Genomic DNA, 17,442 nt, shown 5'->3' with positions numbered 1-17,442 from the left:
AACTGACTTTTTAAAACGCTTTCATTACGGATAGCTAAGCGCTCATTTTACCTAGTATTTCAGCACTTTTAATGACAGATGCCCACTTGCCCTCTACAATAGCGCTACCATCGAAGCATTTATCCTAAAAAGGTCCGCTGATAAAAGGGTAAAATGCATCAACGACAACGTGCCTCTTATCTATTTTTACGCATTTATTTATGCCAAATACCAGCAAAAATCCTCAAAAAAATACACCTGCACCAGCCATTCGTGCTTATCTTGGCGGCTCATTTGATCCCGTACATGATGGTCATCTGCAAATGGCGATGACTGTTTATCAGCGTTTGCTACCGATAGCCAAGCAGCAACAGCGCGCGCTGCACGTGTCACTATTGCCCAATGCTCGCTCGCCTTTTAAGCAGCAAAGCACTGATCCTAAACATCGTCTAGCCATGTTAAAGCTTGCAACACTCCATACACCGCTACAAATTAATGAGCTTGAGCTGTGGCAAACACCGCCTGTTTATACCATCGATAGTGTACGCACGTTGCGTCAGCGTTATCCGCATGACAGTCTAATATTCATCATCGGTATGGATAGCGCGCTGAGTTTGAGCAAATGGAAAAACGGTTTAGAGCTTACGGATTACGTCAATCTTTGGGTGTTTAATCGTGATGACCTGTCTGATATTAATCATAAAAATAATCACCTGTTGGCAACCACGACTCATTCCGCGAATAAAATGTTAGTCGCGCAGGATACGATGAACTTGCACGCCCAATTACCTGCGCAGCTCCAATCTTTACGCATCGATGCGCCTATTGACTTATTACAGCCCACCTCTCAAGCACTGACCAATAGCCGTCTCTTGAAAAACACCCATCAAGGACACATTTATATAGACTCGCGTCCTATCGCCACGATATCCAGTACACAGATACGCCAACAGTTACAGCCGACGGAAAATCGATCGAATATAATATCGGCAGCGGCAAGGCAAATGACATCTATCGCACCAATAAATGATATCATAGACAATACTGCACCCAATCCATTAGCTAAATGGCTAAATCCTGCTGTTTATCAATATATTATCGCCCATCAGCTATATTCTGCTGCTCAATTCCGTTAAAATCGCCTTATCTTTGTCATTTTGCCCATCCAGTCTCTACAGCTGACTGGCGACATCTAGTCCATTCGACAATGCCAACGCATGCAAATTGACGATTTACCTTTTTATTTTTAATATTGACGATTCAAGAGATCAAAATTTATGACCAACACCATGACTGAAGAACGCTTAAAAGAATGCTTAGCCGTTGTTGAGACCGCTCTAGACGATATGAAAGCGAAGAACATCACCGTAATGAATGTAGAAGATTTGACTGACGTAACCGAACGCATCGTTATCGCTGACGGTACTTCTAAGCGCCATGTACGCGCGATGGCTGACAATGTCGGTGCTGAAGCGAAGCAAGCGGGCTTTATGCCACTTGGTCGCGAAGGCGGTATCGACTCTGACTGGACATTGATTGATCTGGGCGCTGTCGTCGTGCATGTGATGACGCCGCAAGCCCGTGAGTTCTATGACTTAGAAGGCCTATGGTCATCACCTGAGCAATTGGCTGAGCTGGTCGCTGTACCGCGTGAAAAGAAAACCGCTGGTCGCCGCAATAAAAATAAATAATTTTATTTATTTTCATAACGCTGTGAAAACCAAAAAGACCAGATATCTATTCTGGTCTTTTTTTGTCTAAAATTTACCGTTCTAATACCCTTTCACCTACTGCTAAATATTAAGCGGCTGAATGCTTAGCATTAGATGAATGATTAAGCTAAGATAATACGCATTATTAATACCAGTATCAAAGTAGCCTCTCCCCTAATAAATCCCTATAGATTAGGAAAACCTATGAGCTTAGAACCTATAAATATAGCAACGCTAATATCTTCTACCCCAAAAAATGTAGCCGACTTTAACCAAACTCTGCCGTTACATATCGCCAATCTAATCTGCGTCCGCGCTGGCAAAGCCATGCCATTCACCCGTGAAGAAATGAGTGCTATTGATAAAGCACCGATTAACGCACCTGTCGCGGTCAACTTTATGGGATTAACCACTGATGAACAAGCCGATCGTAAGCATCATGGCGGCCCACTCAAAGCCGTGCATCAACTGGCACCTGCGACTTATGAGAGAATCAATACAGAGTTTGGTTTAAAGGTGCGCGTTGGTACATTGGGTGAAAACCTCACGACCGAAGCAGTAAATGATTTGCCTGAAATGACCGAATCTACAGTTTGTATTGGCGACGTTTTTCAGTATGGTAATACGGCTACTAGTACAAATGATGTTGATAATTTACAACTGCGTATCGTGCAACCGCGCCGCCCCTGCTACAAGATCAATGATCAGATCGGACAGTTTACCAGAGTGCCAAATATCGCGGCATGGATCAGCAAACAAGGTATCGCTGGTTGGTATTTCAAAGTGGTACGTGATGGCATGATTAGCGCTGATTTACCAGTTTACTTGATAGAACGCCCTTATCCATTCGCCACGTTAGAGAAGCTGTGGCAACTGTCTAACTCAAAAGAGAAATACGATGCCGAGGTGATTGAGCCATGGCTCGCGATTGAATGTTTGGAGGAGAGTTGGAAGAAAGTTTTAGCGAAGAAGATTCGCAAGGATTAAAAAAGCTTTCAAAGATATCTCGAACTCATCTATCTACTATCAATAAAAAAATAAAGGCAAGTATAGTCAATCCTATATAAATCAGATACGGTGTCAGGCTCGCTGAGTCTACTATTTGTAGTACTTTCGCTCGCCTTCCTTGTATCCAAATTATATTGAAACGACTATATCAAAGCTCACCTTTATTTACACAGAGCATTTCATGGTAAAAAATATCTTCTTAGCGTTTGGCCTAACACTACCCTTGATTGGCTGCGTGACCACGACCTCTCCAGTAGCGACTACCGAAAGCTATATCGTGGACAGTAAAACCTATCAAGCCACTGGCAAAAGCGAACGCATCAAAACCATCGTGCTGCACTATACGGTGTCAGACAATGACCGATCCATTAAAACACTGACCACAGGCAAGGTCAGCGCGCACTATCTAGTGTTAGATAATAACGATGATAAAATTTATAATCTAGTCCCAGAAAACGAGCGCGCTTGGCATGCCGGTGATGGCGGCTTTGCAGGACGGACAATCTTGAACGATACTTCTATTGGCATCGAAATCGTCAATGCAGGCATTGCGCCTGAATATAAAGATGCGCTAAAGAATGGCGAACTCGACTATCATCCTTATGACCATTATGTGGCATTTAATGAGTGGCAGATTAGAAAGGTGGCGGAGTTGGTGCAAGATATCACCGCCAGATATGACATCTCACCAAAAAACATCATCGGTCACTCGGATATGGCACCCTCGCGCAAGATAGACCCCGGTGCCAAGTTTCCTTGGGAGCAACTGTATAAGCAATATGGCATCGGCGCTTGGTATGATGATGCTGATAAGCTTGCGATGATGGATATAGAAGCATTTGCAGCGGCTACGATACCTGATCTGAAGCAGCAATTTCGCGAGTATGGCTATCAAATTAATAGCAGTGATGAATGGGACAAAGCCAGTCGCGATGTCGTCTATGCCTTTCAGCTGCATTTTAGACCCCGTAACCCAACAGGAACGGTAGACTTAGAGACTTATGCTATTTTAAAGGCATTGAATAAGAAGTATGCTGATACCAACGATTTTTATTAGCCATTAATAACCAAAAATATATCCATAACAACAATGAGAAAGGAAATACTATGAGCACATTATTTAGCGTAAATTTGAATAAATTGGCTTTAATCCGCAACTCGCGCGGCACTGACTACCCTAACTTATTGTACTTTGTGAAAAAGCTGATTGACCTAGGGGTTAAAGGCTTTACCGTACACCCGAGACCCGATGAGCGTCATATCAGATATCAAGATGTCTATGATATCAGTGCATTTTTAAAGGACTACCCAGAGATTGAGTTCAATATCGAAGGCAATCCAAACGAGCAGTTCTTAAAGATTATCCGTGAAGTAAAACCGCATCAATGTACGCTCGTGCCAGACAGTGACGATCAGCTGACCTCGGATCATGGCTTTGATATCATCACCCATCATGAGTTTTTATCAACGTTGAGTAAAGAGCTGCAAGCCTTTGGTACGCGCTGTGCGGTGTTCATCGACCCTGATATCGAACAAATCAAAGCCGTCATCGAGAGCGATGTACAAACGATCGAGATGTATACCGAAGAATGGGCGCGCGCCTACAGTAATGGTAAGAGCGATGACAATATTGATTTCGATGAGGTCAAGCAACGCTTTAGCGACTGTATTAATCTAGCTAATCAAAACGGCATCCGCGTCAATGCGGGTCATGATTTGAATTTGGAAAATTTGGCTGACTTGCTCGCGCTTAGTGATATCGCTGAAGTGTCGATTGGTCATGCATTTACGATTGAATCATTGGAGCAAGGCATGGATAATGTCGTGCGTCAGTATTTAGACATCTGTGCTTAACCCGTATTAATAAGCAAATAGTTTGGTTCTATCAGCAGTCCTAATATCTGCATTATCAATAAAAACGCTAATAATATTAAAAAAGGAATCTTTATGTATCAAGACTTTCAGAAGCATTTACAACAAGAAATCAGCGATATACGCGCGGCAGGACTGTATAAAACTGAGCGCGTGATCACCTCTCCGCAAGATGCGCTCATCAAGATCGCCGATGGCCGTGAGATGCTTAATTTTTGTGCCAATAATTACCTTGGACTGTCTGATCACCCTGAGATTAAAAAGGCGGCTATCGGGGCCATTGAAAACTCAGGTTATGGCATGTCATCGGTACGGTTTATTTGTGGGACGCAAGATTTGCATAAGCAATTAGAAGCGGCGATTTCTAAGTTTTTTAATACCGAAGACACGATTCTTTATGCGGCCTGTTTCGATGCGAATGGCGGTGCCTTTGAGCCACTGCTGACCGCTGAGGACGCCATTATTTCTGATTCATTAAATCATGCCTCAATCATCGACGGTGTGCGCCTGTGTAAAGCGGCCCGTTATCGCTATGCAAATGCGGATATGCAGGATTTAGAAACTCAATTACAAGCGGCACAAGCACAGCGTTTTCGTTTGATTGTGACCGATGGTGTGTTTTCGATGGATGGTAATGTCGCGCCAATGGATGAGATTTATGCGTTGGCACAAAAATATGATGCCATGATAATGATTGACGAGTCGCATTCAGCAGGCGTGGTCGGTCACACTGGTGGCGGCGTGACTGAATTGTTTGATCTACGTGGTGATATTGAGCTGATCACTGGCACTTTGGGTAAGGCATTTGGCGGTGCTATTGGCGGCTTTACCACGGGTAAAAAAGAAATCGTTGAGATGTTGCGTCAGCGCTCACGTCCGTATCTGTTTTCAAACTCTATTCCTCCTATGGTGGCTGCCGCTGGGGTAAAAGCGTTTGAAATGCTATCGCAAGACAATACCCTACAAGATAAATTGCATGAAAATACCGCCTACTTTGTGAAAAAAATGCAAGATGCAGGCTTCGATATCAAGCCCACCGCATCGGCAATTTGTGCGGTCATGCTTTATGACGCCAACGTCTCGCAACAGATGGCAGACGCACTGCTTGAAGAAGGCATTTATGTGATTGGCTTCTTCTACCCTGTCGTACCCAAAGACCAAGCTCGCATCCGTGTCCAGCTCTCTGCTGCCCATACTCGCGAGCAGCTAGACAAGTGTATCACCGCCTTTATCAAAGTCGCCAAGCAAATGAAAGTGATTGATTAAGCATCGTTCGGTATTTGTTCGGTATTCACTCGCTAGATTCAACCATTAAGTACAACACCGTTAAATAAGAGAAAAGTATGAAAGCACTGGTTAAAGCCCATGCCAAAAAAGGCATCTGGATGCAAGACATGCCAGAACCTACTGTTGGCATCAATGACGTTAAAATCAAAATTAAGAAAACCGCCATTTGTGGTACAGATTTGCACATTTATAAGTGGGATGAGTGGTCAGAAAGAACCATCAAGACACCAATGATTATCGGACACGAATACGTCGGTATCATTAGCGAAATAGGCGATGGTGTGAAGCACTTTGAAGTGGGCGACCGAGTCACTGGCGAAGGACATATCGCTTGTGGGCATTGCCGTAACTGCCGCCGTGGCAAGCTGCATGTGTGTGAAAACACCATCGGCGTGGGCGTCGACCGCGATGGCGCGTTTGCCGAATATTTGGTGATACCTGCCGATAATGTCATCAAGCTCGATGAGCGTATCAGCGATGAGATGGCAGCCATCATGGACCCCTTTGGCAATGCCACGCATACTGCCCTTTCATTTCCTGTCCTTGGTGAAGATGTGCTAATCACGGGTGCGGGACTGATTGGTTCTATGGCGACAGCGATTTGCCGCTTCGCAGGGGCGCGTAATATTGTGGTCAGTGATATCAGTGATTATCGCCTAGCGCTTGCCAAAAAAATGGGCGCGACCATGACCATCAACCCAGCCAAAGGTGAAACCATCGAAGGTGCCATTGCTGAGTTAAAAATGCACGGCTTTGATATTGGGCTTGAAATGTCAGGCTCGCCTCAGGCTTTTGATTCGATGATTAGTAACATGTATAACGGCTCTAAAATCTCTCTTTTGGGCATTTTACCGAACACCACCACGGTGGATTGGAGCAAGATTATTTTTAAGGCGTTAACCCTAAAAGGCATTTATGGCCGTGAGATGTGGGAGACGTGGTATCAGATGGAGCAAATGCTGATTAGCGGTATTGATTTATCGCCCATCATTACCCACCGCATGCACATTGATGACTTCCAAGAAGGCTTTGATATCATGGAAAGTGGGCAATGCGGTAAGGTGATTTTAAGCTGGGATTGATAACGTGGTACATCAGTATTTGATGAGTCGTGGTTAGGGTTTAAATTATTACGACTTATAAGACGGCACTGATTTCAGTGCCGTTTTTTATAGAGTAAAAATCATACGGAGGATAAGCTATGGGTAATTCTGAAGCTGATAAACTTGAAAAATATTTAGCAGAAAAAGCCAAACAAGATCAGGAAAAGGAGCATGAGTCTAAGCCGCTCTCTGCCTATGATGCTTGCGTGCTAAAGGAAAGTGCTAAGATTCATGAGTTGATTGCTGAGGCTCAGAAGGGTTTGGATAGTGAGTAATTTTGATTAAATCATTATGTATAAAAAAATGATCTTAATCGATATTTTTATTTTTTAACACATCATATGATGTTATAATTTATAAAAATTACATGGATGAAACTAATATGTACCAAGCACCACAGTATGAAATCTTCAGCGACTTAGATAGCCGCAACACAGATGGTGAGCTTATAAACAATAGCGAAGCCGTGGAAATTTTGAAGAATAAATTCGGTTTTACTCCTCAAGTCATTTTCGATGCTATTCAAAAAGCTGATCAAAATTTCAATATGAAAACTAAGGTAAACTGTGCAAGCGGTATAGCGCGTTGGGGTGACATTGGGGAAAACATAGCCCTACAATTAATTTCTAACGAAATCGAATTTAGCCGAGGTCAAGGACAACCTACATTAACCATCGTTGATAACAATATTCAAATTATTATCATGTCCAGTAATGACGCTTTAGGTAATATGAACTTGCCGATTTCCTCCAACTGTTCAAAAGGTATTGAGACGAAACATAAAATTGATATAAATAAATATAGAAATATGACTAGCGAGAAACTAGAAACTTGGGTTCTATATTATCCTTCAAGAAAACACGAAATTTATCAAGATGATGCTCCAAGTTTAATTTATGAACTTGCAAGACCAATGTCTTATATAGTAATGGATGATGGAAAAATTTTTCCAACTGATCATGATTGTAGATTGATGTTTTCTTCAGATTCAGAAAATGAGGTTCAGTCATATATGAGTGAGTTTGCTGATGAATCAGTGAACGAGGACTCGTTTGAAATTGGGTATAAAAATGCGAGCAATGAAGAGTAACTTTGAATTCAATAAGCGCCGTCTAAAAATAGCTAAAGACTTAAAGGGGAAAACGAATAAAGATCTAGCAAATATATTGTCATGTACTGAAGCTACAATTTCAAACTATTTGAACGAGAATAAACCTTCAGTGCCTGATTTCGAAAAAGTAGTCAAGTTAAGTGAGTCATTAAACCTACCTTTTGACTTCTTTAACTCCACTTTCAAAACACAAGTGGTAGATGAGCAAATTTTCTTTCGTTCATATAGCCGTATAAAAGCTCAGTACAGAAATTCTGCACTTGCTTACAGTGAGTTTGCAATTCAAACCTTAGAGTATTTTGACAAAACAATATCTAATCTTCCCATTTTCCAAGGCTTCGATATTGATACTTTGGTTAATGAGCCTGAAAAAGCTGCTTTAACACTTCGTGGCGATTGGCAATTAGGTATTCTACCGATTAAAAACATTATTGCCCTACTCGAATCACATGGTATTGCAGTATTCCGTTTGCCAATGGAAGTAAAAGAAGTTGATGCATTCTCTTTTTATCATGATGGGCGACCTATAGTATTTTTGAATACAGCGAAGTCAGCAGAAAGAATGCGCTTCGATGCTGCTCATGAACTTGGTCACTTAGTTCTGCACAGTGATGATAAAAATGTACTTGAAAATATGAAGGACAAAGAGCACGAAGCTGATAGGTTTGCTTCCAGTTTTTTAATGCCGAGAGAAGCATTTGTAGTTATGGCTCCAAACAATCTAAATCTACCGAATCTAATCAGCTATAAAAAATACTGGAAAGTATCTCTTGCAGCTATGAACTATAACTTACACACTAATGGATTATTAACTGATTGGCTTTATCGTTCTAATTGTATCGAGTTTAGTAAACAAGGATATAATAAGTTAGAACCTGAACCTATTGAACGTGAACAACCGATTCTACTTAATAAGATTATTAAGGTTCTCTTAGAAAAAGAAGGTAGGAATTTTTATGAAAATATTGATTTTGGCTATCAAATTTTAGATGATATAACGTTCAAGTTAATCAGTAAAAACACTAAGCCTAGACTGAAATTACTCTAAGATCATTACTCCAAACACAAAAAAGGTGAGCCTAAGCCCACCTTTTCATTTCAACAAACAGCTATCTAAAATTATCAGCAATTGCTAGAGGTTTGAGTAGCGAGGAAAACATGCGCAAGCACTACACGTCGTAGGCTCAGCAAGTTTGATGAAGCTAATCAAGCATCTAGGTTTGCGACTAGCGTAACCAAGTACGAGCATTACGGAACATACGCATCCACGCACCGTCCTCATCCCACTCTTCTGGTTTCCAGCTGTGGTTATAGGCTTTTAGGTTACGCTCAGGATGTGGCATCATAATCGTCACACGACCATCCGTGCTACATAGACCAGTGACACCGCCGACCGAACCGTTTGGATTGAGCGGATACGTCTCGGTTGGATGACCTTGACTATCGACGAAGCGCATCGCGAGCTGACCGTGTTTGGCCATACCGTCGATTTCAGTCGTATTCAATGTGGCATAGCCTTCACCATGCGCCACAGCGATTGGCAAGATGCTGTCTTGCATACCCTTGAAGAAGATCGACTTGGTACGCTCGATTTTGACATTGACCGTACGCCCTTCAAAACGCGCCGATTTATTAGCGATGAAGCGTGGGAAATTATCCGCGCCTGGGATGAGGTCTTTTAGCTGAGCCATCATCTGACAACCGTTACAGACACCTAGTGAGAAAGTCTCAGGACGGGCAAAGAAGCGGACAAACTGCATGCGTAGCTCGTCATGGAACAAGATAGAGTTTGCCCAGCCAGAGCCTGCACCCAATACATCACCATAACTAAAGCCACCACAAGCGACCAGACCATCGAAGTCACGTAGATTAATGCGACCATTCAGTAGATCGCTCATGTGTACATCGACCGCTTCAAATCCAGCTTGGGTAAAGCCTGCTGCCATTTCTGTCTGACCGTTGACGCCTTGCTCACGCAAGATAGCGACTCTTGGTTTGCTGTTATCAGAATCAGCGCGACTGTTTACATATGGCTCTTCAACTTTCTGATTCAAATCAAAGTTTGGCGCAGCGATGAGGCCTTGATGGCTCGCATCAGCGATTAAGTCATACTCTTGCTGTACACACGCTGGGTTATCACGGCGACGGGCGATTTGATAGCTGACCTGCGTCCATGCTTGCTGCAATTCAGTACGGCTGAAGCGTAAAGTGTCATCACCCATAAGGGTTGGCGTTTGGATAAGGAGACTGTCTTCTTCCGAGCTTTGACCAACGAGGCTGAGCATGTCAGCAACGTTAAACTCTTCTGCCAATTGCATGAGAGCAGCGACGTTTTCTGGCAATACTTGGATGACTGCGCCCAATTCTTCACTGAACAGCTGACCGAGTAAGTTATTGTCGGTCAATGACAGCTTGATACCTTGACGGCTAGTGAACTGCATCTCAGCGATGGTCGCTAGTAGACCGCCATCACCGATATCGTGATAGGCGCTGATGACACCTTGTGCATTGCCCGCTTGGACAAAGTTAAAGAAGTCGACCAAGTCGCTCGGCTGTGCCAAATCTGGGCAATCGTTACCCAACTGGCTCAGCGTTTGCGCAAGGATTGAACCACCTAGACGTAGCTTGCCTTTAGACAAATCAATACGGTAGAACGCGCTGTCGCCATTGATTAGCTCAGGGGTTAGCGTTTTTGCCACGTCAACCACAGGAGCAAACGCAGTAATCACGAGGCTCATTGGTGATACGACTGATTTATCCGTCTCACCTGCTTCACTGCTGTCAGTCCAGTTGGCACGCATTGATAGCGAGTCTTTACCGACTGGGATAGCGATACCCAGTGCTGGGCACAGCTCTTCACCGACGGTATAGACAGCGTCAAATAATGCTGCGTCTTCTGCATCATCACCACAGGCTGCCATCCAGTTCGCCGACATTGTGATATCAGACAACTGAGCAATACGCGCACCAGCGATGTTGGTAATCGCTTCACCAATGGCAAGGCGTGCTGAGGCTTGTGGGCTGATTAGGGCGACTGGTGTACGCTCACCAATACTCATCGCTTCACCGCTCATCACCTGACCATCGAGCGCAATCAAGCCTGACGCTGTCACCGCACAGTCAGATACGGGCACTTGATAGCGACCCACATACTGATCACGCACGACCATACCTGTGATAGAACGGTCACCAATGCTGATCAAGAATGATTTACTAGCGACCGTTGGATGACGCAACACGTCTTTGATAGACTCAGCTAAATTAACATCGCCTAACTCTAATGCTGGCAAGCTGCTGTCAGAACGCTTAAAGCTACGCTTCATCTTCGGCGTGCCACCTAGCAATACTTGCATCGGCATATCGACAGGCTGCTCAGCGAGCAAGGTATCGTCAACGACCAGCTGACGGACATCCGTGGCTGTTCCCAAGATGGCATACGGGCAACGCTCACGCGCACAGATAGCATCGAATTGGGCTTCGCTTTCTGGATGAATCGCAAGGACATAACGCTCTTGCGCTTCATTTGACCAGATGGCCATTGGCGACATGCCAGCTTCTAATGATGGAACTTTACGCAGATTTAGTACCGCGCCCATCTCGTGGTCATTGACCAATTCTGGCATCGCATTAGAGATACCGCCCGCGCCCACATCATGCAATGACACGATAGGGTTACCGTCTTTGCCGTTATTGCTGGCATCAACATCACTACCAGCGAGAGCCCAGCAGCGATCTAGAACTTCTTGGCAGCGACGCTCCATCTCAGCATTGTCACGCTGAACTGAGGCAAAATCCAAGCCTTCATCAAGGTCACCACTATCAACCGAAGAGGCTGCACCGCCACCAAGACCGATTTGCATCGCAGGACCACCAAGGACGATTAATAAATCACCTTGTTGAATAGCATTTTTTTCAATGAGGTTGCGTTTGATATTGCCGTAACCACCTGCCAGCATGATTGGCTTATGATAGCCGCGCATCTCGCTGCCGTCTTTTGCCGCTGAGATATCAAGCTGGAAGCTACGGAAATAACCGCATAGATTAGGACGACCAAACTCGTTTGAGAAGTTGGCTGAACCGAGTGGTGCTTCAGTCATAATCTCAAGGCTGGTTGCCATACGATCTGGCGTACCGTAAGCCTGCGTACTCAGTTGACCTGACTGCTCCCACTTTTCGCTAAGCTCTGGGATATGTAGATGTGATACGTGGAAGCCTGTGAGACCTGCTTTTGGCTTACCGCCTCGACCAGTTGCGCCTTCATCACGAATCTCGCCACCAGCACCCGTCGCCGCACCCGAATAAGGGGCAATCGCTGTTGGATGGTTATGGGTTTCGACTTTCATTAAAATATCGATTTCTTCTTGATGAAAGTCATAAGGATGGGCAGAGTTTACGTCCATCGCGTCGGTAGGAATTGGATAAAAACGCATACCCTCAGAACCTGCCATTACCGCGGCATTGTCTTTATACGCTGACAAGATACCTTGTGGATTGGCTTTATAAGTGTTCTTAATCATTTGGAACAATGACTTTGGCTGAACTTCACCATCAACTGTCCATTCAGCGTTGAAAATCTTATGACGGCAATGCTCTGAGTTGGCCTGTGCAAACATCATCAACTCAACGTCCGTTGGATTGCGCTTTAGCTCATTGACATACGCATTCATCAGATAATCAATATCTTCGACAGATAGCGCAAAGCCGAATTCTGTGTTGGCTGATTCTAGCGCTGACTGACCTTGTCCGATGACATCGATATGATTCAGTGATGCTGGCGCTTGATCGTCGAACAATTTACTGACATCGCTCAAGTTATAGACCAAGCTCTGAGTCATACGGTCAAACAACACCTGCTCAGCGGCAGTAGACAGCTTTTCACTGATCTTGCTATCGATGGTAAGCGTATAGACAACGACACGCTCAACGCGATTGATCGCAATTTCACAGTTATTAAAGATATCGGTCGCTTTACTCGCCCATGGCGATATAGTGCCAAAACGTGGACCAACGATGACTTGCAATTGATTGCTTTTTGGGGCTTCAAGGACAGTGCTACTGTCGACAGCAAGTAAGTCTAGCGCTTTTTTATGCTCATCACCTTCTAGTTCTCGTGATAACACATACACTTGCTGGGTATGGATTTGGCTGACATTTAGCTCGGTTTTTTGCTGAAACTGACTGATGAGTTGCTGCGTCTGAAAATCGGTAAGAAACGGTTGTCCGGCGATGGTCATCATAAAGGCATAATCCGTAAGATCAAGGCATCTCTGCCATGCAAAGTAAATGGTCTGGGTATTATAACAAGAAGCCCTGTAATAAGCAGGTCAAAACCAAGATAAATTGCTGATGCTTGCTATTCAATAATAGTGAAATCTTTGCCATCGTTGAAACCCTTGTTACTTTTACAACAGGCTACTTTCACAACAGAAACTTAACAGCGATGTCGTCACAATTTTTACCTAAAGCTTATAATCCTTACAAACCCTCACATCGCCTTACGGGCAACCTATATAAACACAAGGTCACAACTAGGTATTCTAGTTTCAGTTGCTAAGGCGATGATCGTTTTTCTCAATTCATCTGGTTTTCGATACTTGGAAAACACTTAGCCTGAATAAAAACTACTATAAACAATCAACTATTTAATCACTACGACCTAATCAAAATAAAGAAAGGGAAATTTACTATGAGTAGACAAGACCATATCAATAAAGTGCAAGAATTAGTAAAAGACATCAAGTTTGCCATGATGACAACTCGTACTCACGAAGGTCATTTGCATGCCTGCCCAATGACAACGAGCGAGACGAGCATCGGTGCAAAAGAGATTTGGTTCATCGGTGACAAGAGTACCGAAACCGTCAGCGACCTTGAGAAAGATCCGCAAGTAAACTTGGCTTATGTCAGTCAAGATGCCAAAAACTATGTGTCAATTAATGGTAAAGCGGAACTGGTCGAAGACCAAGAGAAATTAGACGAGCTATGGTCGCCGATTTACAATGCATTCTATGAGCAAGGTAAAGATGATCCAAATGTACAGCTGATCAAAGTCGTACCACATGGCGCAGAGTACTGGCTCAGTGGTAGCTCAGTCGTCAATATGTTTAAGATGACTACTGCTGCTGTAATGGACGGCAAAAAAGCGACCAATCTGGGTGAAAATAACTCAGTGACGTTATAAGTTATCTAAACCAGAAATAGCAAAATTAAAAACGCCAGTGGCTAATGCGACTGGCGTTTCTTTATGCGTTATCTATTGATAGGCATTACTGTGGTGGTTTCGCATAACCATTGTCCGCAGGGTAAGCTTGCGGCTGTTGAGGCTTCGGCTTAGATGGATCATATAGGCCATAAACTGCTGTACCTATTACACCTGTATTATTGATAGAGCCTGAGCTGGTATTAGCAGCATAAGCACTCTCTGGCTTACTAAATATAAAGGATGCTACTGAGCTTTGGCTCTTACGGAAACCTTCAATCACCAAATTATCATTTGGATTTAGCACATACCCACTGTCATAGCGACTGGCAGCGCTGCCATTGAGGACATTGATTCCATCGACACTAGCGACGATTTCATAAGTGTTGTCGCTGTTATTATGATACACCAAACGATAGGCCTGACCCGCTTGACCTTGGACGTAGTAATTACCCGAATCTCGATAGATCGATAACGTATCTGTGTCGGTTTCCATCGAAAAATCCACCTTGCCCGCCAGTAGTGACATGCTATTAACCGCACGTCCATTATAAGACTTATCAGCATAACGGACTTGCATCTGCTCGATAGGCTCACTGCTCGTACGGCGCAGATCAACAGTCGTCACTTTTGAGTCGACGTCATCACCCCACTTTGTGCCCAAACGCTCCGATTCTGCCGCGTCCTGAGTGGAACGTTCTGCAGTAGCGTCTGTTTGGATAGATTTTTCTCGCTGAATGGTTGAGGTGGATTCTTCCTGCATGTTTAAGCCAGAAGAACACCCCGTTAATAATGCCAACAATAATACGGCAGCGCCCGACTGTGTCTGATGTAATGTCATGCTTATTTCCTTATTTGAATGCCGTTTTATGATAGCTCGATCAATTTTCTTGTATTTTGTTCAGGGTCTGTTGAACATTCAAACGTGGTGCTGGCAGTCATTATTTTTTAGACAATATGCAGTGAAATTTTTGATGCCTAGTCATTCTAGGTTAAACAATTTCGCCATATATTGGCAAAAAAGAGTATTGCCCTGAAAGGCTGATGCTAAAATCACCCCAAACGTTGTTGCAAGCCTAGCTAAGGTCTCGACATTATCGTCGGTTTGCGCCTAGTTTGGTGCAATTTTAGCAATCAGCAGCCCTAATATTTGAATGTTCAACAGACCCTAATAATTTTGAGTATATATCAACCATACAAACAATGTCTAAGGCAAATAGGCAACATCAGCCGTATTTCAAACAGACCATAAAAAACGCCAGCGGCTAATGCGACTGGCGTTTTTGTTGTCTATGTAATTTGTTGACCATATCTGCGTTATATATTTACCCGCTTTGCTTTAGGTACGGCCAAGCCGCTTTAAGATAAATCATCATCGACCATAGTGTCAAAATAACAGCAGCAACCATCAGCACATAACCGATCGTTTCGAGCGATTCCCAATTGAGCAATAACACCGTGATGGCAACCATTTGAAACGTTGTTTTTAGCTTGCCGACATACGACACCGCCACACTGGTACTTTTGCCCAGCTCTGCCATCCATTCACGCAGCGCTGACACCGCAATCTCACGCGAGATAATCACAATCGCGGCGATTGCCATAATAATATTGGGATGCCATTGCACCAAGATAATAAGCGCCGCCGCCACCATTAACTTATCAGCGACAGGGTCTAAAAAACGACCGAAGGCTGACATAACATTAAGCTTACGGGCAAAATATCCATCAAGCCAATCAGTAATCGCTGCAATAATAAAAACGCTAGTCAAAAGTAAATGTCGTAACAAGCTATCACTAAATTCGCTCATACCGACCCGCGCAATCACATTGTCTGATATGGCAGGCATGCCAATCCCCATAGCAGGTGGCCAATAAGCAATCGCGACAAATAGCGGAATCATTAAAATCCGCGCGATAGTAAGGTTATTAGGCAAGTTAAAAATACTCTTGGTATTTTGCGGCTCCTGCGTATGCAAATGCGTATTCTCAGTCATGGCAAACCCAGTTTTATATAGACATATTAATGGTAGATAGCTTAGCATTTTTCACGCAGGTCGTCATGCCATCTCTTTAGCTATTCAGTTATCGATATAGTCAGTTGAATTTAAAAATAGTCAGTTGAATTTAAAAATAGTCGGTTGAATTTAAAAATAGTCGGTTGAATTTAAAAGTAGCACAAGGCAACCGAGTGTAGATGTATAGCTAATACTTCAAGCGAGGTTAACGCAGTAATACTTTTATAGTGAAATGACTATTAAAATTAATCAATCTTTCATATATAACTACAAAACTTTGATACGCATTTTTCAATGTTAGATATGACACGACCAAAAGACTCATCTACTGGAGATGCAATACGACGTTAATTTTCTTTCTCATAAGCTCTAAACGTAATGTCATGTAACCAAAATAACCAAACCGCTGTCAATTGCGCTATGATAGCGATTCTGATAAAAACACTTGTACACTTAAATATGTAAGTAAATATATGCAGTTATTGAATTAATCATCACTACCCTAATATTAGTTAATATAGAAACACTCATAATAACAATAGGTCACAACCACTGCCTCTGTAGTTCCTTTACACGATCAGTTTTCCTCGGCCCACAGTTCCTCCTCTGTGGGCTCTTTTTTGCCTACAATTTATGCTCAGTTAAAGGTTTTGTCATATAAAAGTATAACCATCTGCAAAAATCTGTATCGTTTGAGCAATAATCTAAGAAGCAGCATATTGCTTACAAGGAAAAACCCACCATAAGGTGGGTTTTTATAATACAAATGATGAGTCGGCGATGGCTTAATAACACAAAGAAAGATATTTAGAGCTTTACATCACTCAGTGTCATCGCCGTTATTTTAATTGGCACAGCGAATAGCCACGCAGTACCAGCAGTACAATAGAATCTGTTGTTATGATAAGACACGATTTGGGCAGTAAAATCGTTTGAATCTTGATCACACATAGCTTCTTCATCACTATTATCATCTACCGCACACCATATCTCATGGCAGCCATGCTCAAGCATTACACGAGTCAGCTCACTTCCTCTAAGCACTATATTCACCTCTAACTTCGTACTATTTTGTATATTATGTTATACGAATATAACTGTTTATTAGCAATTTGGGTAGCTTTATTTTCAATTAAAGTATTACAAATTAATA

At 43.1% G+C, this 17,442-nt stretch carries 15 protein-coding genes; 11 read left to right on the top strand and 4 right to left on the bottom strand.

What is annotated here, in order from left to right:
* Nucleotides 1-200 precede the first annotated feature (200 nt).
* The 10 genes from JMY05_RS12430 (at nt 201) to JMY05_RS12385 (ending at nt 9,120) form a co-directional block, all read left to right on the top strand.
* Nucleotides 201-1,115 carry a nicotinate-nicotinamide nucleotide adenylyltransferase gene (locus JMY05_RS12430; protein ID WP_045443357.1) on the top strand — a complete coding sequence of 305 codons (915 nt, stop codon included), beginning with the start codon at nt 201-203 and terminating at the stop codon, nt 1,113-1,115.
* 141 nt (nt 1,116-1,256) lie between these two features.
* On the top strand, nt 1,257-1,670 hold the full coding sequence (rsfS, locus tag JMY05_RS12425) for a ribosome silencing factor (protein ID WP_045443355.1): 414 nt from the start codon (nt 1,257-1,259) through the stop codon (nt 1,668-1,670).
* Between the two features lie 225 nt (nt 1,671-1,895).
* Nucleotides 1,896-2,678 carry an MOSC domain-containing protein gene (locus JMY05_RS12420; RefSeq protein ID WP_201615236.1) on the top strand — a complete coding sequence of 261 codons (783 nt, stop codon included), beginning with the start codon at nt 1,896-1,898 and terminating at the stop codon, nt 2,676-2,678.
* 202 nt (nt 2,679-2,880) lie between these two features.
* Nucleotides 2,881-3,756: an N-acetylmuramoyl-L-alanine amidase gene (locus tag JMY05_RS12415; protein ID WP_227678183.1), complete on the top strand. Its 876-nt coding sequence runs from the start codon at nt 2,881-2,883 to the stop codon at nt 3,754-3,756.
* Nucleotides 3,757-3,806: 50 nt separating this feature from the next.
* On the top strand, nt 3,807-4,553 hold the full coding sequence (locus JMY05_RS12410; RefSeq protein ID WP_201615235.1) for a pyridoxine 5'-phosphate synthase: 747 nt from the start codon (nt 3,807-3,809) through the stop codon (nt 4,551-4,553).
* Nucleotides 4,554-4,646: 93 nt separating this feature from the next.
* Nucleotides 4,647-5,837 (top strand): glycine C-acetyltransferase, encoded by a 1,191-nt coding sequence (gene kbl, locus JMY05_RS12405; protein WP_045443353.1) that lies wholly within the window; start codon nt 4,647-4,649, stop codon nt 5,835-5,837.
* A gap of 77 nt (nt 5,838-5,914) precedes the next feature.
* Nucleotides 5,915-6,940, top strand: coding sequence for an L-threonine 3-dehydrogenase (gene tdh / locus JMY05_RS12400; protein ID WP_045443351.1), 1,026 nt, complete (start codon nt 5,915-5,917; stop codon nt 6,938-6,940).
* 119 nt (nt 6,941-7,059) lie between these two features.
* Nucleotides 7,060-7,236 (top strand): hypothetical protein, encoded by a 177-nt coding sequence (locus JMY05_RS12395; RefSeq protein ID WP_201615234.1) that lies wholly within the window; start codon nt 7,060-7,062, stop codon nt 7,234-7,236.
* Nucleotides 7,237-7,343: 107 nt separating this feature from the next.
* Nucleotides 7,344-8,051, top strand: coding sequence for a hypothetical protein (locus JMY05_RS12390; RefSeq protein ID WP_087814541.1), 708 nt, complete (start codon nt 7,344-7,346; stop codon nt 8,049-8,051).
* Complete coding sequence (locus JMY05_RS12385; protein WP_087814540.1) at nt 8,032-9,120, top strand: XRE family transcriptional regulator; 1,089 nt, start codon at nt 8,032-8,034, stop codon at nt 9,118-9,120. The genes JMY05_RS12390 and JMY05_RS12385 overlap by 20 nt, the downstream gene beginning before the upstream one ends.
* Before the next feature lie 178 nt (nt 9,121-9,298).
* On the opposite strand, the gene purL is transcribed toward JMY05_RS12385, so the two are convergent.
* Nucleotides 9,299-13,309 (bottom strand): phosphoribosylformylglycinamidine synthase, encoded by a 4,011-nt coding sequence (purL, locus tag JMY05_RS12380; RefSeq protein ID WP_045443343.1) that lies wholly within the window; start codon nt 13,307-13,309, stop codon nt 9,299-9,301.
* A gap of 449 nt (nt 13,310-13,758) precedes the next feature.
* Here purL and JMY05_RS12375 point away from each other — a divergent pair, with 449 nt between their 5' ends.
* Nucleotides 13,759-14,253: a pyridoxamine 5'-phosphate oxidase family protein gene (locus JMY05_RS12375; protein ID WP_045443341.1), complete on the top strand. Its 495-nt coding sequence runs from the start codon at nt 13,759-13,761 to the stop codon at nt 14,251-14,253.
* 85 nt (nt 14,254-14,338) lie between these two features.
* Here the strand turns inward: JMY05_RS12375 and JMY05_RS12370 are convergent, their stop codons facing one another.
* The 3 genes from JMY05_RS12370 to JMY05_RS12360 form a co-directional block, all read right to left on the bottom strand.
* Nucleotides 14,339-15,112, bottom strand: a complete 774-nt coding sequence (locus JMY05_RS12370; protein WP_045443339.1) for a hypothetical protein — start codon at nt 15,110-15,112, stop codon at nt 14,339-14,341.
* Between the two features lie 484 nt (nt 15,113-15,596).
* Nucleotides 15,597-16,268: a CDP-diacylglycerol--glycerol-3-phosphate 3-phosphatidyltransferase gene (pgsA, locus tag JMY05_RS12365; protein ID WP_045443785.1), complete on the bottom strand. Its 672-nt coding sequence runs from the start codon at nt 16,266-16,268 to the stop codon at nt 15,597-15,599.
* A gap of 828 nt (nt 16,269-17,096) precedes the next feature.
* Entirely contained in the window at nt 17,097-17,333 is a 237-nt protein-coding gene (locus JMY05_RS12360; RefSeq protein WP_227675952.1) for a hypothetical protein, read from the bottom strand.
* Nucleotides 17,334-17,442: the final 109 nt, after the last annotated feature.

Source organism: Psychrobacter sp. JCM 18902 (assembly GCF_904846615.1).
GTDB lineage: Bacteria > Pseudomonadota > Gammaproteobacteria > Pseudomonadales > Moraxellaceae > Psychrobacter.
Note: the sequence above shows the minus strand (reverse complement) of the source record. Positions and strands in the feature narration are given on the sequence as shown.